We start from the raw sequence: 22,694 nt of genomic DNA on the forward strand, positions 1-22,694 counted from the left end.
GTCCAAATATCAGGTTTTGGTGACGTTCAGCAATGCATCACGCGGCGCCGCAACCGATGGGCTGGGACGGTTAACCAGAAAAAGCCCAGCAATTACAAGGACCGCTGCGGCCCCGAATGTCAGGCTCAGGGTGTCATGCATGATGAAATAGCTACCCACCACGCCAAACAAAGGGGTGATGAAGGTAAAAGCGGACAATTTGCTGGCCGAATAGGCCTTCACCAGCGCGAACCAAAGCGTGAACGTGGTTCCGACCACCCAGATCGCCTGGAAGGCCATCAGGCCGAGCGACAGCGGCGACGGAGTGTGGGTGATGGATTCGCCGAACAGCCAGGCCGCCAGCCCCAGGATCGGGATCGAGGTCGCGACCTGATAACCCAGGGCCTTCTCGGGCGCGGCGAAGCGCAGCCGCGTGCCCTTGGCAACCAGCGTCGTCGCGGCCCACAGCGCGGCGCCCCCGACGATCATGAGATCGCCGAGCAGAACCTGCGAATCGACATTGGGCTGGGGCACGCCGATCGCAAGCGCCACGCCGGCAAAGCTGATGGCTAGGCCGAGCCATTGCGCGCCACCGAGACGCTCGCCGAGCACCTGGTAGGAGCCGAGCGCCACGAAGAACGGCGCGGTGTAGAGGAACACCACCGCACGAGAAGCAGACGTGAAGTGCAGCCCCTGGAAGATCAACACGAACTCGATGCCGAACATCAGCCCGGCGATCAGGCCGGGCTTCCAGGTGCCGTCACGTTCGAAGAATTTGACGCCGCGAAAGGTGCCGATGAGGAACAGCACCGGCAGCGCGCCCATCGAGCGGATGGTGGCCTGGAGCATCGGCGGAATGTCCGGCAGCACCAGCTTCACCGCGATCTGGTTGAATCCCCAGGTCAGGCATAGCATGAGCATCAGGGCGATGGCGCCGGCACTGAGGGGACGGCCGGCGGACGGTATGGCTTGAGGTGCGGACATTTCTTCCCAAAAATCCGGCTTTGCGCCGTTGTTGCTTCAAGACATTTTCTGACAATGCGTGCAGACGCCCGTGATCTCCACCACAGACAGCTTTGGCGCGAAGCCTGAGCTGCGCGCGGCGGCGTTGAGGTCCTTGGCGAAGGACGCCGAGGAGATCTCGCCGACCAGGCCGCAGCGCTCGCAGATCAGGAACGCCACCGCGGAGGTCGAATCGTGGTCGTGGGCTGCGCAAGCGAGATAGGCGTTGCGGCTTTCGATGCGATGCACGAGGCCGTTGGCCATCAGGAAGTCGAGCGCACGATAGATCGTGATCGGTGCCGGCCGCGCCATCGACTTGGCAAGCTCGTCGATGATTTCGTAGGCGCCGAGCGGGCGGTGGCTGGAGAGCAAGGCACCCAACACCTGGCGGCGGATCGGCGTGAATTTCTGCGCGCGCTGCTGGCAGACCACCTCGGCATGCGCAAGCGCGTCCGCGGTGCAGCGGCCGTGATCATGGTCGGGCGCGGGGAATGCCGGCTTTGCGAGGCTCATGTCGCCGTCTTCTAGCATTTCGGCGGGGGAACCCAAAGCACGACGAGCCGTCCGGCTGCCAGCCATGCTCCTCCCGCGGGACAGCACCGCGCCCCCGGTCCGTGAATTAATCATAAGCTTGCTTATAATATTCAAGCTTATTGGAGACCACGCTCATGACGCGCGGGTCGGTCGACCAGAATTTCCTGTTCACGCTCGGTGAGCTCTATCGCCTCTTGCGCGTCTATGCCGACAAGGAGGCCTCGCGCTTCGGCATCACCCGGGCGCAATGGGCGGTGCTGGCCAAGGTGGAGCGCAGCGAGGGCATGAAGCAGTCCGAGCTCGCCGAGCTCCTGGAGATGCAGCCGATCACGCTGACACGGCTGATCGACAAGCTCTGCGACAACGACTGGATCGAGCGCCGCAACGACGCTTCGGATCGCCGGGTCAAGCGCCTGTACCTCAAGAAGGCCGGGCGGCAATTGCTCGGCCGCATGAGCGGCCTGAAGTCGGAGCTGACGGCGAACGCGCTCGACGGCATCAATCCGGCGGACGCGCACCGCCTCCTCACCCAGCTCGAAACCATCAAGGAAAACGTGCGAACCGCGATCCAGGCATCCGGCGCGGAGCAAGCACGCAAGGAGCAGCGCCATGGCTGATCAGGTCGTCAAGTTGCAGCCCGAGCAGAAGAGCGACAGCGGCAAGCCGACCAAGAAGGCCGGCACCGATCCGCGCCGCCGCCTGCTGGCGGGCCTGCGCCGCTATCGCCGTTTCCTGCTCCTGGTCGTGCTGCCTGTCATCGTCGCCATCGGCGGCATCACCTTCTATCTGCATGGGGGTCGCTATGTCGGCACCGACGATGCCTATGTCGGCGCACAGAAGGTGCTGGTGACACCCGACATCTCCGGCAAGATCCTGAAAGTCATCGTCAAGGAAGGCCAGTCGGTCAAGCGCGGCGACGAACTGTTCGAGATCGACCCGGTTCCTTTCCGCCTCGCGGTCGAGGAGACCAAGGCGCAGCTCGCGCAGGCGCGCACGACCTATGACAACCTCGTCGCCAACATCAAGATCTACGGCGACATGTTGGGCCTCGCCCAGCAGGGCATCGATCTGAAGCAGCGCGACGTCGAGCGCAAGCAGGCGCTGGTGAAGAACAATTTCGGCTCCCAGCTCGATCTCGACAACGCCTCCAACGCACTGGTCACCGCCGGGGCGCAGGCGCAGTACATCAAGCAGCAGCTCTCCAACGCAAAGACCCAGCTGCTCGGCAACCCTGATCTGCCGCTCGAGCAATTCCCGCCCTACGCTCAGGCAAAAGCCAAGCTGGATGACGCGCAGCGCAACCTCGACCACACCGTGCTGCGCGCGCCGATGGATGGAGTGGCGACGCAGGTCGAGCAGATTCAGCTCGGCCGCTATGTGCCCGCCGGCACGCCGGTGTTCTCCATCATCGACGTCGCCCATCCCTGGGTCGACGCCAATCCGAAGGAGAGCGACCTCACCTATGTCACCGAAGGCCAGTCCGTCACGCTCGAGGTCGACGCGTTCCCCAACCATGTCTTCAAGGGCAAGATCGGCTCGCTCTCGCCCGGCACCGGCGCGCAATTCGCGATCCTGCCGCCGCAGAACGCCATGGGCAATTTCGTCAAGGTGGTGCAGCGTGTGCCGATCCGCATCTATTTTGACGAGACCGACAAATATGTGCGGAAGCTGAAAGCCGGCATGAGCGTCTACGCCACCATCGACACCGGTCATCGGCGGTCGCTTGCCGGCCTGCTCGGCCTGTCCGCGACCGCGGGCCAGGATAAAGAATAAGACAAGGACTGGCGCGATGTCCGGCCCCAATGCCAGCCTGATGGTCCCCGGCCTGCGCCGGAACATGGTGACGATCTGCGCCATGACCGCGACCATCATGCAGGCGCTCGACACGACCATCGCCAATGTCGCCCTCCCCTACATGCAGGGCACGCTGTCGGCCTCGCAGGACCAGATCAACTGGGTGCTGACCTCCTACATCGTCGCCGCCGCGATCATGACGGCGCCGGTGGGCTGGATCGCCAACCGCTTCGGCCGCAAGCGCATCTTCATCATCTGCTCGGCCGGCTTCACCATGGCATCGGTGCTGTGCGGCCTCGCGCAGGACATCAACCAGATGGTGCTGTTCCGCCTGCTGCAGGGCGTGTTCGGCGCAGCGCTGGTACCGCTGTCGCAATCGGTCATGCTCGACTATTACACGCTTCAGGAACGCGCCAAGGCGATGGCGATCTGGGGCATGGGCGTGATGATGGGTCCGATCATGGGACCGTCGCTGGGAGCCTGGCTCACCGAGACCTATTCCTGGCACTGGGTGTTCTTCGTCAACCTGCCGTTCGGCATCATCACCGTGCTCGGGCTGGTCGTCTTCATGGACGAGACCAGGAAGGATTTCAGCCTCAAATTCGACTGGTTCGGCTTCGCCGCGCTGGCGGTCGCGATCGGCGCGCTCCAGCTCGCGCTCGACCGCGGTGAGCAATTGGGCTGGCTGGAATCGAACGAGATCCTCGCCGAGTTCATCGTCTCGGCCGTCGCGTTCTACTTCTTCCTCGCGCATTCCTTCACGACCTCGACCCCGTTCATCCGCTTCGCCCTGTTCCGGGACCGCAACTTCGTCACCGGCTGCCTGTTCATGATCGTGATGGGGCTCGTCCTGTTCTCGACCATGGCACTCGCCTCGCCCTACATGCAGAACGTGATCGGCTATCCCATCATCACCGCCGGCCTGCTGCTGGCGACCCGCGGCATCGGCACCTTCTTCGCCATGATGCTGGTCGGCCGCATGATGCGTTATATCGAGGCGCGCACGCTGATCATCTGCGGCCTGACGCTGACGGCGGGCTCGCTGTTCCAGATGACCGGCTGGACCGATCTGACCCAGGTGCCGGAGATCGTCACGGTCAGCGTCATCCAGGGTTTTGGCTTCGGCCTCGTCTTCGTGCCGCTCTCGACCGTGGCGTTCCTGACACTGTCGAACGAGCTGCGCACCGACGGCACCGCGATGCTGACCCTGATGCGCAACGTCGCGAGCTCGGTCGGCATTTCCGTCGTGATCGCGCAATTGACGCAAGGCACGCGATGGACCTACGCGATCCTGTCCGAGCACATCAACCCGTTCAACCACGCGCTGCAGATGCCCGGCGTCAGCGGCATCATCAATCTGTCGACCGACACCGGCCGCGCCATGGCCGACAGAATGGTCAACGTGCAGGCGCAGATCATCGCCTTCGCGCACGACTACCAGCTGGTGATGCTCTTCATCCTCTGCACCATCCCGCTCGCTTTGCTGATCGGCTCGACCAAGGCGACGCTGCGCAAGCAGGCGGCGGGGCCGGAGCATGCGGTGATGGAGTAGCGGATCTCGGGCCCCGGACGCAGCGCAGCGCTACACGTTGCACCGCGTCCGGGACACAACAGCGCTACAACAGCTCCTCGCAGCCCAAATCATCCACGGCCGCAAACGCCCGCTCCAGATTGTTCCACCAGATCAGCGGCGGGATGTTGATGCTCCACTGCCAGACCGGCCGCGTGATCTGCCAGAGCACCGCCCAGCGATAGTCGCGGTCGAGCGCTCCGCGCGAATAGCCGGTGATGCCGCTCTCGATCAGCGTGTCGTGGTAGAGATTGAGCAGCAGCCGTTCGAGCGCCTGCCGGCGTTCCGGATACCAATGCATCGCCATCATGTAGGCGAGATCGTGCGTCGGAACGTCGATGCTCCAAAGATCGAAATCGAAGATGCGCACGGTGTCATCGATTCCCGTGCGCGGCAGCAGGAAATTCCAGACATGGGCATCGCCATGCGTGATACTGAGGTGGCGGCGTGAATGGTAACGCTGGGACAGCCGCTCCGACTGATCGATGAGCCGACGATAGAGGATCCGCCGTTCCTCGCTGAGGCGATCGCCGAGAAGATCGGCAAAGCGGTCGTAATGCCCCGCGAACGTCTCCATGCGTTGCGCGCTGTCCTCCACGCTGGCCCAGGTGCCGAGGGTCTCGCCGAGGCTCGGATGGTCCCACCAGGCTGCATGCCAGCGCGCCAGCGTCGTGACGATGGCGAACGTCTGCTCACGCGACGGCGGCACCGGCCAGGCCGTCGCGATCTCGTGGCTGTCGGTGAGATCTTCCAGGAGCAGATGCCAGGCGAAGCTGTCCTCGTCGAAATGCCCATCAAAGCAGCGCGGCACGAGTCCCGGCGGCATCTGCGACACCAGCTGCGTGTAATAGCCCACCTCGCGCCGGCCGCCATTGGCGAGGCGCTTGGCGAAAGCGGCATTGGGCGTCTTGAGGATCAGCGACTGCGGAGCACCGGCGGACTCGCCGACATAGCGCAGCCCGAGCCTGACGATATGCGACACCACTGTGTCGCGCTGATGCAGCACCTTCACCTCGCGGACGGCGCCTGCATCCAGCGCGCCGCCCCGGCGCAGCGCGGCCGTCAGTCGGGCGGGCTCAACGACCGCCGGCAATTGTGGAGATGTCATGAACCACGATGCCCCTGTCCCGCGTCATACTGCACGATCACATGCCCGGGCACCAGCGGCTGCCGCCGGCTCAGGCTGCGGCGGTCGAGTCGCGCACCGTCCGCACAACAATCGCGCGCAGTTGATCGAGATTGGCCGTCATCCCGGCGATCGCCTGCCTCACATCCGCGGCGCGCTGGTTGACGGAGGCGGCATCGCGGCTGACGTCGCCGATCTTGGCCGAGACCTCCTGTGCGGCGGAGGCCGATTCGGAAATCGACCGCGTGATCTCCCGGGTCGCGGCATCCTGCTGTTCCATTGCGGCAGCGACCGATGTCGCCACGCCGTCGATCTCGATGATGTGGCCTCCCATGGCCTCGACGGCGTCGACCGCGGCCTGCGTCGAGGCCTGGATCTCTGCAATCAGCCGGCCGATCTCCTCGGTGGACTTGGCAGTCTGGTCGGACAGGGACTTCACCTCGGCGGCAACCACCGCGAAGCCGCGGCCGGCCTCGCCGGCGCGCGCCGCCTCGATCGTCGCGTTGAGCGCGAGGAGGTTGGTCTGGCCTGCGATGCCGCCGATGAGGTCGGAGACCTCCGCGATCTTCTTCACCGATCCGGCCAGCGCCTGAATGGTCGAACGCGCCTGCTCGCGGCCGGCGACGGCCGATTTGGTGACGGTGCTGGTCCGCGCGACCTGGCTCGTGATCTCGCGGATCGAGGCGCTCAACTCTTCGGCCGCAGCGGAGACGGCCTGCGAGCTGCCGAGCGCCTGGGTCGAGGCCGCCGCCACCGCCTGCGACTGCGCAGAGAGCGACTTTGCGATCTCAGAGAGGCCGGAGGCGGCTTGCTCCACGCCCTGCGTCGCCGCAGTCGCGGTATCGACCGAGCGGCCGGTCTCGCGTTCGACCGTTTCGGCCATCTGGTGCAGGGCGGAGCGCTTGGCGAGCGCCGCCGCCCGTTCCTGCCGCAACTGCTCCTCGCGCAGACGGGAGTTCTCGACCGCCGCCTGCTTGAACACCACAAGCGCACCCGCCATCGAGCCGACCTCGTCCTGGCGCTGCGCGAACGGAATCTCGGCGGCGAGATCGCCGGTCGCGAGCTTCTGCATCGTGTCCGTCATGCGCACGATCGGGCGCACCACGCCGAGGGCAACACCCAGCAGGCCGGCGGTAACAAAGGCGAGGACGGCGATGGAGACGCCGAGGAGGATATAGAGCATCGCGCTGTCGCGGTCCGCGGCCAGCTTCTCCATGGCGGCATTCCGCTTGTTAGCACTCTCGACGATGCTGTCGATGACGGCGCGATGCGCGGTATAAGCCTCCTTGAGCTGCGCATAGACGCGCTCGGAAGCCGCCTCGTCCTTGGCCTTGAGGGCGGGCAGAAGCTGATCCGAAGCCTTCCAGAATTTCTGCACCTCCGCATCGGATTTCGACACCAGCGCGGACTTGAGGTCAGCCGAAAGGCTGGAGGAGACCCAGAACGCCTTGCGCTCGTCGTAGTCCTTGCGGAGCTGGACCAGACGTTCGCCGTGGGCCGCCAGCTGATCCGGCTCGCGCATGGCCAGCGTCGCCTCGAGATAGGCTTCGATGATGTATTCGGGCGGCGGCAGGATGTCGGCGATGAGGTCGTTGCCGAGCTTGATGTCGGAATAGAGCGGACCGCCGACCTTGAGCTCTTTTAGGGCGTACAGGCTGGTCGAAACAACGGCGGCGAAACCAATGGCGAGAACGATGCCAAACGCGACGATCGCAGAGGACAAGGACAGACGAAATTTCATGAAACAATCCAGGTCGGCGTCGAAACTGCGGCCACCCTAGACGACTACGGTAAATACGGGATTGATTCGCGCCGGAATTGTATTTCACGAACCCCGCATGAATACGGAGATTAGGCGTCAAGTCATCGGTATTGAGTCTGCGAGGCTGACGCACAACCGCGCAAAATCAACGTTCGAGTCTGATGCGGCAACGCAGCACCGGCTCCAATGCGCCGAATGAGATATGTGTGCCGAGGAGCAGGCCTCCCCGGCACGCCCTGCCCTCATACGTCGAAGAACACCGTCTCGTTGTCGCCCTGCAGGTGCAGGTCGAGCCGGTAGACCGGTTTGCCGGCCTCGCCGACCGCAGTGATCGTGGCGCGGCGGTCGGCAGGCACCAGCGCCAGCACGGGATCGGCGGCGTTGCCGGCCTCGTCGCTGAAATAGATGCGGGTGTAGAGATGCCTGAGCATGCCGCGGCCAAACACCGCAAGCAGGATGTGCGGCGCCTGCGGCTTGCCCTCAGGATCCGGCACCGCGCCCGGCCTGATGGTCTCGAAGGAATAGTTGCCGTCCTTGTCGGTGCCGCAGCGGGCAAAGCCGCGGAAGCTCGCATTCGGCAGCGCGCGCTTGTCCTGGGGATCGGCAAAGCGGCCCTGCGCATCCGCCTGCCAGATCTCCAGCATGCAATCGGGGACGGCAACGCCGTCGCCGTCGAACACCCGGCCCTCGATGCGGATGCGATCGCCGGTGACATTGGGCGTCAGCGTCGAATTGGTGAACGCGTCGTTCCAGGCGTACTCGCCGGTCGGCGTCAGGCCGTATTTGAAGAACGGACCGACCGTCTGCGATGGGGTGATCCCGTCGGGCTTCACGGACTCTTGCACTTAATGGCTCTCCATAGGGGTGGCGTCCTTGCCGCGCAGCACGATGTCAAAGCGGTAGCACAGCGCCCATTCGGGCTGGGTATTCTCCAAGTCGAACGACGAGACCATCCGCGCCCGCGCCTTCTCGTCCGGCACCGAGTTGAAGATCGGGTCGAACGGGAACAAGGGGTCGTTCGGGAAATACATCTGCGTCACCAGGCGCGTGACGAAGGAATGGCCGAACACCGACAGATGGATGTGCGCTGGACGCCAGGCATTGTGGTGATTGCCCCAAGGGTAGGCGCCAGGCTTGATCGTCACGAAGCGATAATAGCCGGACGCATCGCTCACGGTGCGGCCCGCGCCGGTGAAATTCGGATCGAGCGGCGCCGGATGCTGATCACGGACGTGGACATAACGGCCGCAGGAATTGGCCTGCCAGATCTCGACGAGCGAGTTCGGCACGCCGCGGCCGTCCTCGTCGCGCACATGGCCATGCACGATGATGCGCTCGCCGAGCGGCTCGCCCGCGTGCTGGCGGGTGAGGTCGTTGTCGCCCTCGCGCACGGTCTCGTGGCCGTAGACCGGCCCGGTCAGCTCCGACAGCGTATGGGGCATCGGAATCAAGGGCTTGTTCGGCGCGCGCTTGATCGAGCTCTTGTAGTCGGGCGACAGCGGCAGCGGATGCGCCGCGTTGCTGCCGGTGGGATAGATGAATGTCATTGGCGAACTCCTCCCCGGCCGTTTTCGGTCCGGCCGGTCAACTCTTCCGCCAATCATTATAGGATATAACTAATTTGGGAAAGCCGGTTTGGCGGCGTTCCCGCGCATGGCAGCCGGCCGCTGCTACCTGATCGGCGCACGCGGAAGCACGGCCTCTCCGGCCTCGAGCCGGTAGGTATGGTCGAGCGAATACCAAGGCAATGAGGCGTCCTTCGCCGTCGGATGCGGCGTATCGTGGCGCACGAACTTGCCGATCAGCGCCTGCGTCACACCGAACTGCACGTCGCTGTCGATATGGGGGTCGCTGGGATCATAGACCTGCGAGATCAGCACCTTGAATCCCGGCTTGAAGATCAGGGCGTGCAGATGCGCGGGACGATAGGGGTGGCGGGCCTGCGCCGCGAGCAGGCGGCCGACGACACCATCGGTCGGAATGGGATAGCCGACCATCATCACCGAGCGGAAGGAAAAGCGCCCGTCGGAATCGGTCGTGAACTTGCCGCGCAGGTTCATGTCGGCCTGCTCGGGGTCCTGGTTCTCGTAGAGGCCGACCGGCGAGGCGTGCCAGACATCGACCTCGGCACCGGCGACCGGCCGGCCGCCCTGATCGACGACGCGGCCGCTGACGAACAGCGTGGCTCCCGGTGTCTCCGAGCGCACGATCGATCCGCCATTCTCGACCCGGGGCGAATTCAACCGCCAGAACGGGCCGAGCAATGATTGATCGGTCTCCGTATTGCCCTGATCGCCGTTGTTGAGCAGGCACACCAGCGAGGAGACGCCGAGCGACCCCGCCATCAGCACGACTTCGTTATGCGTGTCGGTGGTCAGCTTGCCGAGCTCGGCCACGATCGCCGCGGCGTCGCGGAACTCCTTCTCGGTCAGCCTGACATCGCGGACGAAGGCATGCAAATGCTTGACCAGGGAGAGCATGATCTCGCGCAGCCGCGGATCGGATGTCCGCTCCATTACCGCCAGGGCCGCGGCCGTGACGTCCTTCTCGCGCTCGATGATCACAGACTATTCTCCCTGTCTTTCCGGAACGCGAGAGAAATGCGCGAGCCCGGGCACTTCGCCTCTCCCCGCAAAGAGCGGGGAGAGGCGAAGGAGAGAGTTCAATTCAGCTTCTCGATCGCAACGGCGACGCCCTGACCGACGCCGACGCACATGGTGGCGAGCGCGAGCTTGCCGCCGCGCTTCTCCATGCCGTGCACGGCGGTGAGCGCGAGGCGGGCGCCGCTCATGCCGAGCGGATGGCCGAGCGCGATGGCACCGCCATGCGGATTGACGAAATCGGCGTCATCGGCGACGCCGAGCTGGCGCATGCAGGCGATGCCTTGCGAGGCGAAGGCTTCGTTCAGCTCGATCAGGTCGAAATCGCTGATCCTCTTGCCGAGGCGCTCCATCAGCTTGCGGGTCGCCGGCACCGGGCCGATGCCCATGATCCGCGGCGGCACGCCGGCCGAGGCGAGCCCGAGGATGCGGGCGCGGGGCGTCAGGCCGTGCTTCCTGACCGCGGCTTCCGAGGCCAGGATCATGGCGGCGGCGCCGTCATTGACGCCGGAGGCGTTGCCGGCCGTGACGGTGCCGGGATTGCGCACGATCGGCTTCAGTTTTGCCAAACCTTCCAGCGTGGTCTCAGGACGCGGATGCTCGTCCTTGTCGATGGTGATCGGGCCGGCCTTGCCGCCGGGAATGGTGATGGGCGTGATTTCCTCGGCGAAATACCCCGCCGCGATCGCAGCGCCTGCGCGCTGCTGCGAGCGGATGGCGAAGGCGTCCTGGTCCGCGCGCGAGACCTGGAACTCCTCGGCGACGTTCTCGCCGGTCTCCGGCATCGCATCGACGCCATACTGCGCCTTCAGCAGCGGATTGATGAAGCGCCAGCCGATCGTGGTGTCGAAGATTTCGGCCGAGCGCGAGAAGGCTTCCTGCGCCTTGCCCATCACGAAGGGCGCGCGGGTCATCGATTCGACGCCGCCGGCAATCGCGAGATCGATCTCGCCGGAACGAATGGCGCGGCCCGCGGCGCCGACCGCATCGAGGCCCGAGGCGCAGAGCCGGTTCAGAGTCTGGCCGGGAACCGAATCCGGCAGGCCCGCCAGCAGCAGCGCCATGCGCGCGACGTTGCGATTGTCCTCGCCGGCCTGGTTGGCGCAGCCGAAGAACACCTCGTCCACCTGTGCCCAATCGAGATTGGGGTGCTTGGCCATCAGCGCCTTGATCGGGGCGGCGGCGAGATCGTCGGCGCGCACCTTGGCGAGCGAGCCGCCGAAACGGCCGATCGGGGTCCGCACGGCATCGCAGATAAAGACGTCACGCATCGTTGTTCTCCCTGAATGCCGCGATCCGGCCAAATTCTTCAATGTCGGCGGAGTTTTAGGAGGGCGCCCGCGGCAGGTCAATTGACGGTTTCGCGGGACAGACGTCATTCCGGGGCGCGCCATTTGGCGCGAACCCGGAATCCATTTGTCGGCGTGACGTGCGGCCCGATGGATTCCGGGCCTGCGCCGTTCCGGCGCATTCCGGAATGACGGCGGAAAATGTGGCAGCCGCATGCGCTACACGGACAACGTGGAAAACCTTCGCTTCCCCGGCAAAGCAAATAGGAGCAGGTGCCGAAATTTTGTAGGTTGCGCCGCCCATGACGATGCAACAGCCGATACAAGTTCCGCCCGCCGACGAACCGCCCGCGCCGCAGGCCGAGGCTGCCGCGCGCGTCACGCCGATGATGGAGCAGTATCTGGAGATCAAGGCAGCGCATCAGGGCTTGCTGCTGTTCTACCGGATGGGCGACTTCTACGAATTGTTCTTCGAGGATGCCGAGATCGCTTCAAAGACGCTCGGCATCGTCCTGACCAAGCGCGGCAAGCACCAGGGCGCGGATATCCCGATGTGCGGCGTGCCGGTCGAGCGCTCAGAGGATTATCTGCATCGTCTCATCAACGCCGGGCACCGGGTCGCGGTCTGCGAGCAGACCGAGGATCCCGCGGCGGCGAAAGCGCGCGGCAACAAGAGCGTGGTGCGCCGCGGCGTGGTGCGGCTAGTGACGCCGGGCACGCTGACCGAGGACACGCTGCTGGATGCACGCGCCAATAATTACCTGCTGGCGATCGCGCGCGCCCGCTCCTCCGCCGGCGGCGACCGCTTCGGCCTTGCCTGGATCGACATCTCGACGGCCGAATTCATGGTCACCGAGGTCTCGGGCGGCGAGCTCGCCGCGACGCTGGCGCGCATCAACCCGAACGAGGCGATCGTCACCGACGCGCTCTTTGGCGACAACGAGCTCGGCCAGACCTTGCGCGAGCTGCCGGCGGTGACACCGCTGACCCGCGACGTCTTCGACGGCGCCACCGCCGAGAAGCGGCTCTGCGACTACTTTGCCGTCGCGACCATGGACGGGCTCGCGCAGCTGACGCGACTGGAGGCCACCGCGGCGGCCGCCGCCGTCACCTATGTCGACCGCACCCAGGTCGGCAAGCATCCGCCGCTCTCGCCGCCCGCGCGCGAAGCCTCGGGTGCGACCATGGCGATCGATCCGGCGACGCGCGCCAATCTCGAGCTGACGCGGACGCTCGCCGGCGAACGCCGCGGCTCGCTGCTCGACGCGATCGACTGCACCGTGACCTCGGCAGGCTCCCGCCTGCTGGCGCAGCGTCTGGCGGCGCCGCTGACCGATGCGCCGGCGATCGCGCGGCGGCTAGACGCGGTCAGCACCTTCGTGGCCGATTCCGCCGCGCGCGAGGACATCCGCAGCATCCTGCGCGGCGCGCCCGACATGTCGCGCGCTCTGGCCAGACTCTCGGTCGGCCGCGGCGGGCCGCGCGACCTCGCCGGCATCCGCGACGGCATCATCGCCGCCGACCAGGTGCTGACGCGGCTCGCCGAAATGGATCAGCCGCCGCAGGAAATCGCGGCGGTGATGGCGGCGCTGCAGCGGCCGTCGCGCGCCCTCGCAGCCGAGTTCGCCAGCGCGCTCGACGAGCAGCTGCCGCTGATCAAGCGCGACGGCGGCTTCGTGCGCCAGGGCTACGAGCCGGCGCTCGACGAAGCGCGCAACCTGCGCGATGCCTCGCGCCTCGTGGTCGCCTCGATGCAGGCGCGCTACGCCGATGCGACCTCCGTCAAGGGTCTCAAGATCCGGCACAACAACGTGCTCGGCTATTTCGTCGAGGTCACCGCCCAGCACGGCGACAAGCTGATGTCGCCGCCGCTGAACGCGACCTTCATCCATCGCCAGACGCTGGCGGGACAGGTGCGCTTCACCACCGCCGAGTTAGGGGAGATCGAGGCCAAGATCGCCAATGCCGGCGACCGCGCGCTCGGCCTCGAGCTCGAGATCTTCGAGCGGCTCTGCGGCAAGGCGCTCGCGATTAGCGACGATCTGCGCGCCGCGGCGCAGGGCTTTGCGCTGCTCGACGTCGCGACCTCGCTGGCCAAGCTCGCCGTGGACGAGAACTATGAGCGGCCCGAGGTCGACGGCTCGCTCAGCTTTGCGATCGAGGCCGGCCGCCATCCCGTGGTCGAGCAGGCGCTCAAGCGCAACGGCGAGCCGTTCATCGCCAATGCCTGCGACCTCTCTCCCGCGCCGGCGCAGAAGTCAGGCCAGCTCTGGCTGCTCACCGGTCCCAACATGGCCGGTAAATCGACCTTCCTGCGCCAGAACGCGCTGATCGCCTTGATGGCCCAGATCGGCAGCTTCGTGCCGGCGACGCGGGCGCGGATCGGCATCGTCGACCGCCTGTTCTCGCGCGTCGGCGCCGCCGACGATCTCGCCCGCGGCCGCTCCACCTTCATGGTGGAGATGGTCGAGACCGCGGCGATCCTGAACCAGGCCGGCGAGCGCTCGCTCGTCATCCTGGATGAGATCGGCCGCGGCACCGCGACCTTCGACGGCCTCTCGATCGCCTGGGCCGCGATCGAGCATCTGCACGAGAGCAACCGCTGCCGAACCTTGTTCGCGACGCATTATCACGAGCTGACCGCGCTCGCGGCGAAACTGCCGCGGATGTTCAACGCCACGGTGCGGGTGAAGGAATGGCAGGGCAACGTCGTGTTCCTGCACGAGGTGCTGCCGGGCTCGGCCGACCGCTCCTACGGCATCCAGGTGGCGAAACTCGCGGGCCTGCCGCCGGCGGTGATCACGCGCGCCAAGTCGGTGCTGTCCAAGCTGGAGGCACAGGACCGCGGCCAGACCGCGCGAGCCCTGGTGGACGATCTGCCGCTGTTCGCAGTGCCCTCACGCGCCGCCACTGAAGCCGCGCCGCCGAGCGAAGCGGAGCTGCTGATGGAGGCGGTGAAGGCGCTGCACCCCGACGAGATGTCGCCGCGCGAGGCGCTCGATGCTCTGTATGCGCTGAAGGCGAAACTGCCGAAGCAGTGACGGTGCCGTAGGGTGGGCGAAGCGGAGCGTGCCCACCGCTCCATGAAGCGATCGGGGAGAGATGGTGGGCACGGCGCGCAAAGAGCGCACCTTTGCCCACCCTGCAATTCCGAGCCCGGCCTAGCCCCGCGCCGCGATCGCCGCGGCTTCCGCGGCGGCGCGCTGCATGCTGGTCGACATCTCGTTGGTCACCGTGCTCTGCTCCTCGATCGCGGCGGCGGTCGAGGTCACGTACTCGCTGACATTGTTGATCGCCTGCTTGATCGAGCCGAGCGCGCTGACGACGTCGCCGGAGATGCTGTTGAGGCTGCCGATCTCCTGGCCGATCTTGTCGGTCGCCTGCTTGGCCTGGTTGGCGAGGCTCTTGACCTCGGAAGCGACCACCGCGAAGCCGCGGCCGGCCTCGCCCGCGCGCGCCGATTCGATCGTGGCGTTGAGCGCGAGCAGGTTGATCTGCCCAGTGATGTTGTTGATCATCTCGACGATGCCGCTCATCGCCTGCGCGGCCTCGGTGAGGCGCTGGGCCTGCGCGTCGGCGGCGCCGACCTGCTCGACCGCGCCCATCGCGGTCTCGCGCGACTTGGTCATGGCCTCGGAGATCTCCCGCACCGAGGCGTTGAGCTCCTCCGAGCCGGCGGCGACCGATTCCATCATGCCCCGCACGCGCTCGTTGCCCATGCGGACCAGGACCTGCTTGGTGACGTCGGTGGCGTATTTCACGACCTTGAACGGCTTGCCGTTGAGGTCGAGGATCGGGTTGTAGGAGGCCTGGATGTAGACCTCCTTGCCGCCCTTGCCGATGCGCTTGTACTCCGCCGCCTGGTACTCGCCACGATTGAGCGCGGCCCAGAACTCGCGATAGCCGGCACCGTCGCGCTCGGAGGGCTCGACGAACATGCTGTGGTGGCGGCCCTTGATCTCGGCCAGCGAATAGCCGAGCGCGCCGAGGAAGTTGGCGTTGGCGGTGATGATCGTGCCGTCCATGTTGAACTCGATCACGGCCTGGGCCTTGTCGATCGCCGCGATCTGGCCGGCGAGATCGGCATTCTTCAGCTTCTCCGCGGTGACGTCGGTCGCGAACTTGACCACGCCGTACGGCTTGCCGTTTTCGTCGAGCAACGGATTGTAGGAGGCAAGGATCCAGACCTCGCGGCCGCCCTTGCCGATCCGCTTGAACTCGCCGGCTTGGTATTCGCCGCGGTTGAGCGCGGCCCAGAATTCGCGATAGGCCGGGCTGTTTCGGTCGGCCTCGGCCACGAACAGGCTGTGATGCTTGCCCTTGATCTCGTCGAGCGAATAGCCGAGCGCCTTGCAGAAATTCTCGTTGGCCGAGAGGATGGTGCCGTCGAGCTTGAACTCGATGACGGCCTGGGCGCGGCTGATGGCAGCGATCTTGGAGGCGTCCGTCATGCTGCGGATCTTCTTCTCGGTGATGTCGGTCGCAATCTTGGCGACCATCACCGTCTTGCCGTTGCCGTCGAGCACCGGATTGTAGGATGCTTCGATCCAGACCTCGCGGCCGTCTTTCGCGATCCGCTTGAACTCGCGCGCCTGATACTCGCCACGGTTCAATGCGGCCCAAAACGCCTTGTACTCGGCGCTGTCGCGCTGGTCGGCCGGCACAAACATCGAGTGATGCTTGCCCTGGATCTCCTCGAGACGGTAGCCGAGTGCGTCGAGAAAATTCTTGTTGGCCGTGATGATCGTCCCATCAAGATTGAACTCGATCATCGCCTGCGAACGGCCGATGGCATCGAGCCGCGATTGTGCATCAGTGTGGAATTTACGGCCGAACATCAGGAAATCTCCATCTCGAATTGAGCCGAAGGGGGATATGGTCGTCAGTATCGAGGAACTGATCGCGCAGCAGTGCTGACATATTCCAATCTGCGTCTCCCCCAGATCCGATTGGAAGGTCCGTCGCGATGGTCGGACAGCAACGAAGCGGGCGAGCAGCCTGATTCTTTACGGCAAAAGCTCGAACAAAGTTCTAATTTTACTGTCGGGAATTCGACGGGGGTTATCAGCATGTCAGCGCGAGGAGCCGCTGGAGCTCACACCGGAACAGTACGGCAGGACTTGAAATGATGGCGCTCATTCAACGGTTGATCCGAGCGGGCCACATCGGCTTCTCGCGACGTCGCGTCGCGCATATCCGTAGTCTCACGGCATCCGCCGCGTGCGGCGCAAGGCGCGCCGTCCTATTCTCCACAGCGTCAGATTCCATGCCACGCAGGTTGCGAGCGCGAGGCACAAGCCGGCGGCGGAGCCGAACCACACGACTGCAACGTGCAGGACCGCAATCGCCATGCCAAATCCGAGCAGGCCCCAGGCGGAGTTGGCGAGCACGGCAGCGGTCGGCGGTCCACCGATGCGCGGATGCAGGATGACCATGATGCTGGAGAACACCACGGGAAAGAGTGCAATGATGCCGCTGATGCGCGGGCCGACCCAACTCGATGTCGAAACCACGATGGCGACAAGGGTCGCAACCAGCGCAGCGCGCATCGGCACATCGTACCAGCGGCGCGTCACCAGCGGCATCTTCGCATGGCGATAGCGCGCGAGCAGTGGAATGCAGATGCCGAACGCGATCAGATTGGCGGCGAGCCCCGCGGCGAGCGACCAGTCGAACTGGCGGATGATCGAGGCCATCCCGATCCATACCGCGAAAGCGCTTCCGCAGCTCACCACGAGAGTGTGCCGCTGCGACAGCACAACGTAAGTGAGGCACATCAAGATCGTTGCCGCATTGACCGGCAGGCTCGCCAGCGCGCCCTGGGCGACGAACGCGGCGTCATGATCGATCGCAAGGAAGACGTAGGACGGCCCGGCCGAGACCGGCAGGGTCGCGATCAGCGCGCCGATCACGGGTCCCGAGCGTTCGGTGATGATCGATGCCGTCACCACGAACGCCGCCGCGATCGCCATGCGCAGGAGCAGGAAGAGGAGGAAGTGGAGGTCGAGGGACATTTTATCTGTCATTCCGGGGCGCGCGAAGTGCGAGCCCGGAATCCATAACCACAGGCCATGGTGGCTTAAGAGCTAGGAGCAACGACCGTCCGAAAATCCCGACGGCCGGGGATTATGGGTCCCGGGCTCGCGCCAAGCGGCGCGCCCCGGGACGACACCATTCGGTGGAATGACGACCTGCGTCTTACATCCTTTGCATCGACACCGAAACCTTCGGGCCGTTCTTGATGGTCTGATAGACCACGCAATACCGCTCGGTGAGCTTGAGCAGCAGATCGAGCTTGTCCTGCGGCGCTGACGTGTCGACCTCGAAGCGGAGACGGATCTCGGCGAAACCGACCGGGGTTTCCTTGTCGACGCCCAGCGTGCCGCGGAAATCGAGATCGCCCTCGGCATAGACGTTGCCGGTCTTCAAGGGCACCTCGATCGCGGTCGCGACCGATTTCAGCGTGACGCCGGCACAGGCGACCAGGGCTTCGAGCAGCATGTCGCCGGAGCAAAGCTCGAGGCCGGAACCGCCTGTGCCCGGATGCAGGCCGGCCATCGCGATAGCGCGGCCGGTCTCGACCTTGCACGCAATGCCTTCGCTATCGGTGGAGCCCTTGGCCTTCAGCGTGATCAGCGCAGCCTTGGGATCGGTCTTGTAGCGCTCCTTGATCGGGGCCTGCATCTGGCGCAGCTCTGCAGCGTCCATCTTGTTCTCTCCCGGGGATATCGACGAGCGGTATAGAGCGCGATTGGTTTTGTGTCAGCCCATGATTGGTGGAGGCAGTCATGACCAGCCGGGATCCAGGAGAAAAATCTGAGCACATTCATGACGTTACCCCAGGCGCCGATATCGATATCGAAGCCGATTCATCTGCATGGCGAAACTCGCCGGTCGTCCCTTGCGAATGTCTCGTGACAGCGCCTGTCACCTCTTATATCCGGTAAGACATGGACAGCGTCGCGACTGAGCAGAAGCCACAGGTGGACGAGCGCTTCGATACCGCGCGGATCACCGCCGCGGTCGATGCGCTTGCCGAGAAGCACGAGGGGCGCGAGGACGCGTTCCGCACGGCGATGGCGCTATTGCTCAAGGCGGAGCTGATCGCGGCGCGCGCCGCCGCCCAGGCGATCCTTCTGAAGGACCGCCACGGCCGCCGCTGCGCCGAGCGGCTGTGCCACGTGCAGGACGAGATCATCCGCATCCTGTATTCGGCCGCGACGCGCCATCTCTACCGCTCGCCGATCCCGAGCGGCGCCGAGCGCATGGCGGTGGTGGCGACCGGCGGCTACGGCCGCGGGCTGATGGCGCCGGAATCGGACATCGATCTGCTCTTCATCCTGCCCTACAAGCAGACCGCCTGGGGCGAGCAGGTCGCCGAAGCCATTCTCTATTGCCTCTGGGACATGGGGTTGAAGGTCGGCCACGCCACGCGATCGGTCGATGAATCGATCCGGCAGGCGCGCGGCGACATGACCATCCGGACCGCGATCCTGGAGACGCGTTTCCTGACCGGCGACAAGCCGCTCTACGACGAGCTGGTCGAGCGCTTCGACAAGGAAGTGGTGCAGGGCACCGCGTCCGAATTCGTCACCGCAAAGCTCGCCGAGCGCGAGGAGCGCCACCGCCGCGGCGGCCAGTCGCGTTATCTGGTCGAGCCCAACGTCAAGGACGGCAAGGGGGCCTTGCGCGACCTGCACACACTGTTCTGGATCGCCAAATACGTCTACCGCGTCCGCGACACCCACGAGCTGGTCGGGCGCGGCGTGTTCGACGCGCAGGAATATCGCACCTTCCGCCGCTGCGCCGACTTCCTCTGGTCGGTGCGCTGCAATCTGCATTTCTACTCTGGTCGCGCCGAGGAGCGCCTCTCCTTCGATCTCCAGCGCGAGATCGCGATACGTCTCGGCTACACCTCGCATCCGGGCATGCAGGACGTCGAGCGCTTCATGAAGCACTACTTCCTGGTCGCCAAGGAAGTCGGCAACCTCACCGCCATTCTCTGCGCCAAGCTCGAGGACCAGCAGGCCAAGCCCGCGCCGGTGCTGAGCCGGGTGATGGCGCGGCTGCGACCGAGCGCAGTGAAGCGGCGCGTCCCCGACAGCGACGACTTCATCGTCGACAACAACCGCATCAATGTTGCCGCGCCCGACGTGTTCAAGCACGACCCGGTCAATCTGATCCGCATCTTCCGCCTCGCGCAGAAGAACAACCTTGCCTTCCATCCGGATGCGATGCGCGACGTGACGCGCTCGCTCGGCCTGATCAACGCGGGCTTGCGCGAAAATCCCGAGGCCAACCGGCTGTTCATGGAGATCCTGACCTCCGACAATGCCGAGATCGTGCTGCGGCGGATGAACGAGACCGGCGTGCTCGGCCATTTCATCCGCGCCTTCGGCAAGATCGTCTCGATGATGCAATTCAACATGTATCATCACTACACCGTCGACGAGCACCTGATCCGCTGCATCGGCTTCCTCCAGGACATCGAGCGCGGCGGCATCGAGGAGTTCGCGCTGGCGAGCGACCTGTTCCGCAAGATCCGGCCCGAGCACCGCGCGGTGATCTACATCGCAACGCTGCTGCACGACGTCGCCAAGGGCCGTCCCGAGGACCACTCCATCGCCGGCGCCAAGGTGGCGCGGCGGCTCTGCCCGCGGCTCGGCTTCAGCCCGGCCGACACCGAGCTCGTGGCCTGGCTGATCGAGGAGCACCTGACGATGTCCACGGTCGCGCAATCGCGCGACCTCTCCGATCGCAAGACCATCGAGAATTTCGCTGCCGTGGTGCAGTCTGTGGAGCAGATGAAGCTCTTGACCATCCTGACCACCGCCGACATCCGCGGGGTCGGCCCTGGCGTGTGGAACGGCTGGAAGGCGCAGCTCTTGCGCTCGCTATACTACGAGACCGAGCCGGTGCTGACCGGCGGCTTCTCAGAGGTCGACCGCGGCAAGCGCCTCGCCGCTGCGCACGCCGAATTCCGCGTGGCCTTCGCCGAATGGCCGAACGACGAGCTCGACGCCTATATCGGCCGGCACTATCCGGCCTACTGGCTCAAGGTCGAGCTGCCGCGCAAGATCCGGCACGCCCGCTTCGTCCGCTCCAGCGAGCAGGCCGGCCACAAGCTCGCGATCAATGTCGGTTTCGACGAGGTGCGCGGCGTCACCGAGCTGACGATCTTCGCCGCCGACCATCCCTGGCTGCTGTCGATCATCGCGGGCGCCTGCGCCTCGGCCGGCGCCAACATCGTCGACGCCCAGATCTACACCACGACCGACGGCCGCGCGCTCGACACCATCTCGATCTCGCGCGAGTACGACCGCGACGAGGACGAGGGACGGCGCGCCACGCGCATCGGCGAGATGATCGAGGACGTGCTGGAGGGCAAGCTGCGCCTGCCGGAAGTGGTGGCGCGGCGCACCGTGCGCAGCAAGGCGAAGCCTTTCGTGATCGAACCAGAGGTGACGATCAACAACCAATGGTCCGATCGCTACACCGTGATCGAGGTCTCCGGGCTCGACCGGCCCGGCCTGCTCTACGAGCTGACCACCGCGATCTCCAAGCTCAATCTCAACATCGCCTCGGCCCATGTCGCGACCTTCGGCGAGCGCGCGCGCGACGTGTTCTACGTCACCGACCTGCTGGGCGCCCAGATCAACGCGCCGACGCGCCAGGCCGCGATCAAGAGCGCGCTGACCCATGTGATGGCCGGCGACAAGGCGGTGCAGCCGGCGGCTTGAACCAGCCTCGCAATCCCAAAAGGCTCAGCCGCAATGACTGATTACCTTCCGGTCGAATCTTACATAATCCAGCGCCTCGAACAGGGCGGATGGCGTGTGATCGAACGGCGCGCTGACCTAACAGACATTCCGATCGCCGACTTTGTTTCGCTTCGAGACGCAGAGGAATGGGTTGACTGGAAACAGGGGGATCCGCGCATTAACCCGAACAGCATCTGAGCTGCGCGTCAAATCTCCACCCCCTCGTGCCGCAGCAGCCATCTCTTCCGCTCGAGGCCACCACCATACTTCACCAGCGAACCGTCCGCTCCGATCAGGCGATGGCACGGGAGCACCACACTGATCGGATTTGAGCCGTTGGCGTGGCCGACGGCTCGTATCGCCCTGGGCATGTCGATCTTCGCGGCGAGCGCGCCGTAACTCATCGTGGTGCCGGCGGGGATCTGCGCGAGCGCGGTCCAGACTTTTTGCTGGAACGGCGTGCCGGCGATACGCCATGCGATGCTCTGGAGCTGACCGAGATCACCGTCGAAATAGCGCGAGAGTGCGGTCCGCATGTCCGACGGCGCAGGCTGATCACGCAGATCCACTGTGCCATAGTGCAGGCGCAGCAGATCGCGCATGCGGTGCTCATAGTCTTCCCAGTCGAGCGCGCGCAGCTTGCCCTCGGCATCGGTGACGAGCAGCGCAATCCCGATCGGCGTCGCCAGGTGGTCGAGACCGAAGCGTTCAGGCACCTTGGTTGATCGAGCGGACATTGCGGCACCAGCAATCGAAACACATCGATCGCACTTGCCACGGCGGCCGTGCTAACGTCCACCCGAAAGCTGATGCTTTTGGGGGAGCTCGCCTTGATCCTGATCGCCAATATCCTGGTGGCGCTGGTCGCGGCGCTGCACGTCTTCTTCCTCGTCCTGGAGATGTTTCTCTGGGACAAGCCGCTGGGCCTGAAGGTGTTTCGGAATTCGCCCGAGAAGGCCGAGATCACCAGGGTGCTGGCCGCCAATCAGGGTCTCTATAACGGCTTCCTCGCGGCCGGCCTGGTCTGGGGCCTGTTCCACGGCAACCCGGCCTTCGCATTCCAGATCAAGGTGTTCTTCCTGCTCTGCGTGATCGTGGCCGGCGCCTATGGCGCGGCGACCGTCAGCACGCGGATCCTGATCGTGCAGGCGCTGCCGGCGGCAATCGCGCTGATTGCGATGTTTCTCGCCTGAGACGCTACGGCGCGGCGCCGCGATCCTTGCGCTGCGGCGAAGCTTCCTCCACAATCTTCGGCAGCGATGGCGACCGTTGCAATC

Annotated in this window: 19 protein-coding genes; 7 read left to right on the plus strand and 12 right to left on the minus strand. The window is 65.2% G+C overall.

Annotated features, from left to right (window positions below; all coding sequences use genetic code 11):
* Nucleotides 1-9: 9 nt before the first annotated feature.
* Together N2605_RS33415 and N2605_RS33420 are read right to left on the minus strand one after the other, a co-directional pair.
* Nucleotides 10-963 (minus strand): DMT family transporter, encoded by a 954-nt coding sequence (locus tag N2605_RS33415; RefSeq protein WP_225171960.1) that lies wholly within the window; start codon nucleotides 961-963, stop codon nucleotides 10-12.
* Nucleotides 964-999: 36 nt separating this feature from the next.
* Entirely contained in the window at nucleotides 1,000-1,494 is a 495-nt protein-coding gene (locus tag N2605_RS33420; RefSeq protein ID WP_036002259.1) for a Fur family transcriptional regulator, read from the minus strand.
* Nucleotides 1,495-1,649: 155 nt separating this feature from the next.
* On the opposite strand from N2605_RS33420, the gene N2605_RS33425 reads away from it, so the two are divergent.
* The 3 genes from N2605_RS33425 to N2605_RS33435 are packed head-to-tail and all read left to right on the plus strand — an operon-like array spanning nucleotide 1,650 to nucleotide 4,861.
* Nucleotides 1,650-2,132: a MarR family winged helix-turn-helix transcriptional regulator gene (locus N2605_RS33425; RefSeq protein WP_260345072.1), complete on the plus strand. Its 483-nt coding sequence runs from the start codon at nucleotides 1,650-1,652 to the stop codon at nucleotides 2,130-2,132.
* A complete protein-coding gene (locus N2605_RS33430; protein WP_036023947.1) occupies nucleotides 2,125-3,288 on the plus strand; it encodes an HlyD family secretion protein in 1,164 nt (387 codons plus the stop codon). The genes N2605_RS33425 and N2605_RS33430 overlap by 8 nt, the downstream gene beginning before the upstream one ends.
* 16 nt (nucleotides 3,289-3,304) lie before the next feature.
* Complete coding sequence (locus N2605_RS33435) at nucleotides 3,305-4,861, plus strand: MDR family MFS transporter (RefSeq protein WP_249782035.1); 1,557 nt, start codon at nucleotides 3,305-3,307, stop codon at nucleotides 4,859-4,861.
* A 64-nt stretch (nucleotides 4,862-4,925) separates the two neighbouring features.
* Here the strand turns inward: N2605_RS33435 and N2605_RS33440 are convergent, their stop codons facing one another.
* From N2605_RS33440 to pcaF, 6 genes are all read right to left on the minus strand, one after another.
* Nucleotides 4,926-5,987 (minus strand): ecdysteroid 22-kinase family protein, encoded by a 1,062-nt coding sequence (locus N2605_RS33440; protein WP_260345073.1) that lies wholly within the window; start codon nucleotides 5,985-5,987, stop codon nucleotides 4,926-4,928.
* A 70-nt stretch (nucleotides 5,988-6,057) separates the two neighbouring features.
* On the minus strand, nucleotides 6,058-7,746 hold the full coding sequence (locus tag N2605_RS33445; protein ID WP_260345074.1) for a methyl-accepting chemotaxis protein: 1,689 nt from the start codon (nucleotides 7,744-7,746) through the stop codon (nucleotides 6,058-6,060).
* Nucleotides 7,747-8,009: 263 nt separating this feature from the next.
* Complete coding sequence (gene pcaG / locus N2605_RS33450; protein WP_260345075.1) at nucleotides 8,010-8,612, minus strand: protocatechuate 3,4-dioxygenase subunit alpha; 603 nt, start codon at nucleotides 8,610-8,612, stop codon at nucleotides 8,010-8,012.
* Nucleotides 8,613-9,314 carry a protocatechuate 3,4-dioxygenase subunit beta gene (gene pcaH, locus N2605_RS33455; RefSeq protein WP_036023956.1) on the minus strand — a complete coding sequence of 234 codons (702 nt, stop codon included), beginning with the start codon at nucleotides 9,312-9,314 and terminating at the stop codon, nucleotides 8,613-8,615.
* Between the two features lie 123 nt (nucleotides 9,315-9,437).
* The gene (locus tag N2605_RS33460) at nucleotides 9,438-10,331 is read right to left on the minus strand and encodes a dioxygenase family protein (RefSeq protein WP_260345076.1); all 894 of its coding nucleotides are present in this window, start codon (nucleotides 10,329-10,331) and stop codon (nucleotides 9,438-9,440) included.
* Between the two features lie 98 nt (nucleotides 10,332-10,429).
* Nucleotides 10,430-11,638, minus strand: coding sequence for a 3-oxoadipyl-CoA thiolase (gene pcaF / locus N2605_RS33465; RefSeq protein ID WP_260345077.1), 1,209 nt, complete (start codon nucleotides 11,636-11,638; stop codon nucleotides 10,430-10,432).
* Nucleotides 11,639-11,958: 320 nt separating this feature from the next.
* Here pcaF and mutS point away from each other — a divergent pair, with 320 nt between their 5' ends.
* Nucleotides 11,959-14,697: a DNA mismatch repair protein MutS gene (mutS, locus tag N2605_RS33470; protein ID WP_260345078.1), complete on the plus strand. Its 2,739-nt coding sequence runs from the start codon at nucleotides 11,959-11,961 to the stop codon at nucleotides 14,695-14,697.
* A 120-nt stretch (nucleotides 14,698-14,817) separates the two neighbouring features.
* Here the strand turns inward: mutS and N2605_RS33475 are convergent, their stop codons facing one another.
* From N2605_RS33475 to N2605_RS33485, 3 genes are all read right to left on the minus strand, one after another.
* Nucleotides 14,818-16,494 carry a methyl-accepting chemotaxis protein gene (locus tag N2605_RS33475; RefSeq protein WP_225113301.1) on the minus strand — a complete coding sequence of 559 codons (1,677 nt, stop codon included), beginning with the start codon at nucleotides 16,492-16,494 and terminating at the stop codon, nucleotides 14,818-14,820.
* Between the two features lie 366 nt (nucleotides 16,495-16,860).
* Nucleotides 16,861-17,670, minus strand: coding sequence for a hypothetical protein (locus tag N2605_RS33480; RefSeq protein ID WP_260345079.1), 810 nt, complete (start codon nucleotides 17,668-17,670; stop codon nucleotides 16,861-16,863).
* Nucleotides 17,671-17,854: 184 nt separating this feature from the next.
* Nucleotides 17,855-18,364 (minus strand): OsmC family protein, encoded by a 510-nt coding sequence (locus N2605_RS33485; protein WP_225134727.1) that lies wholly within the window; start codon nucleotides 18,362-18,364, stop codon nucleotides 17,855-17,857.
* 242 nt (nucleotides 18,365-18,606) lie between these two features.
* Between N2605_RS33485 and N2605_RS33490 the strand changes: the two genes are divergently transcribed.
* Nucleotides 18,607-21,396, plus strand: a complete 2,790-nt coding sequence (locus tag N2605_RS33490; protein WP_260345080.1) for a [protein-PII] uridylyltransferase — start codon at nucleotides 18,607-18,609, stop codon at nucleotides 21,394-21,396.
* Nucleotides 21,397-21,429: 33 nt separating this feature from the next.
* Nucleotides 21,430-21,615: a hypothetical protein gene (locus N2605_RS33495; protein ID WP_036023964.1), complete on the plus strand. Its 186-nt coding sequence runs from the start codon at nucleotides 21,430-21,432 to the stop codon at nucleotides 21,613-21,615.
* A gap of 8 nt (nucleotides 21,616-21,623) precedes the next feature.
* Here N2605_RS33495 and N2605_RS33500 read toward each other — a convergent pair whose 3' ends face one another.
* Entirely contained in the window at nucleotides 21,624-22,154 is a 531-nt protein-coding gene (locus N2605_RS33500) for a methylated-DNA--[protein]-cysteine S-methyltransferase (protein WP_036023966.1), read from the minus strand.
* Between the two features lie 72 nt (nucleotides 22,155-22,226).
* Here N2605_RS33500 and N2605_RS33505 point away from each other — a divergent pair, with 72 nt between their 5' ends.
* Nucleotides 22,227-22,610 (plus strand): DUF1304 domain-containing protein, encoded by a 384-nt coding sequence (locus N2605_RS33505; protein ID WP_081492917.1) that lies wholly within the window; start codon nucleotides 22,227-22,229, stop codon nucleotides 22,608-22,610.
* The last annotated feature ends 84 nt before the right edge of the window (nucleotides 22,611-22,694 follow it).

This window comes from Bradyrhizobium yuanmingense (assembly GCF_025200905.1).
Lineage (GTDB): Bacteria > Pseudomonadota > Alphaproteobacteria > Rhizobiales > Xanthobacteraceae > Bradyrhizobium > Bradyrhizobium yuanmingense.

What these genes read in the sequence shown, in the direction of transcription:
- N2605_RS33420 (WP_036002259.1), bottom strand. Translation starts at nt 1,494, where the DNA reads ATGAGCCTCGCAAAGCCGGCATTCCCCGCGCCCGACCATGATCACGGC.
- N2605_RS33435 (WP_249782035.1), top strand. Translation starts at nt 3,305, where the DNA reads ATGTCCGGCCCCAATGCCAGCCTGATGGTCCCCGGCCTGCGCCGGAAC.
- N2605_RS33440 (WP_260345073.1), bottom strand. Translation starts at nt 5,987, where the DNA reads ATGACATCTCCACAATTGCCGGCGGTCGTTGAGCCCGCCCGACTGACG.
- N2605_RS33505 (WP_081492917.1), top strand. Translation starts at nt 22,227, where the DNA reads ATGCTTTTGGGGGAGCTCGCCTTGATCCTGATCGCCAATATCCTGGTG.
- N2605_RS33495 (WP_036023964.1), top strand. Translation starts at nt 21,430, where the DNA reads ATGACTGATTACCTTCCGGTCGAATCTTACATAATCCAGCGCCTCGAA.
- N2605_RS33485 (WP_225134727.1), bottom strand. Translation starts at nt 18,364, where the DNA reads ATGGACGCTGCAGAGCTGCGCCAGATGCAGGCCCCGATCAAGGAGCGC.
- N2605_RS33415 (WP_225171960.1), bottom strand. Translation starts at nt 963, where the DNA reads ATGTCCGCACCTCAAGCCATACCGTCCGCCGGCCGTCCCCTCAGTGCC.
- N2605_RS33490 (WP_260345080.1), top strand. Translation starts at nt 18,607, where the DNA reads ATGGACAGCGTCGCGACTGAGCAGAAGCCACAGGTGGACGAGCGCTTC.
- N2605_RS33445 (WP_260345074.1), bottom strand. Translation starts at nt 7,746, where the DNA reads ATGAAATTTCGTCTGTCCTTGTCCTCTGCGATCGTCGCGTTTGGCATC.
- mutS (WP_260345078.1), top strand. Translation starts at nt 11,959, where the DNA reads ATGACGATGCAACAGCCGATACAAGTTCCGCCCGCCGACGAACCGCCC.
- pcaH (WP_036023956.1), bottom strand. Translation starts at nt 9,314, where the DNA reads ATGACATTCATCTATCCCACCGGCAGCAACGCGGCGCATCCGCTGCCG.
- N2605_RS33500 (WP_036023966.1), bottom strand. Translation starts at nt 22,154, where the DNA reads ATGTCCGCTCGATCAACCAAGGTGCCTGAACGCTTCGGTCTCGACCAC.
- N2605_RS33475 (WP_225113301.1), bottom strand. Translation starts at nt 16,494, where the DNA reads ATGTTCGGCCGTAAATTCCACACTGATGCACAATCGCGGCTCGATGCC.
- pcaF (WP_260345077.1), bottom strand. Translation starts at nt 11,638, where the DNA reads ATGCGTGACGTCTTTATCTGCGATGCCGTGCGGACCCCGATCGGCCGT.
- N2605_RS33425 (WP_260345072.1), top strand. Translation starts at nt 1,650, where the DNA reads ATGACGCGCGGGTCGGTCGACCAGAATTTCCTGTTCACGCTCGGTGAG.
- N2605_RS33430 (WP_036023947.1), top strand. Translation starts at nt 2,125, where the DNA reads ATGGCTGATCAGGTCGTCAAGTTGCAGCCCGAGCAGAAGAGCGACAGC.
- N2605_RS33480 (WP_260345079.1), bottom strand. Translation starts at nt 17,670, where the DNA reads ATGTCCCTCGACCTCCACTTCCTCCTCTTCCTGCTCCTGCGCATGGCG.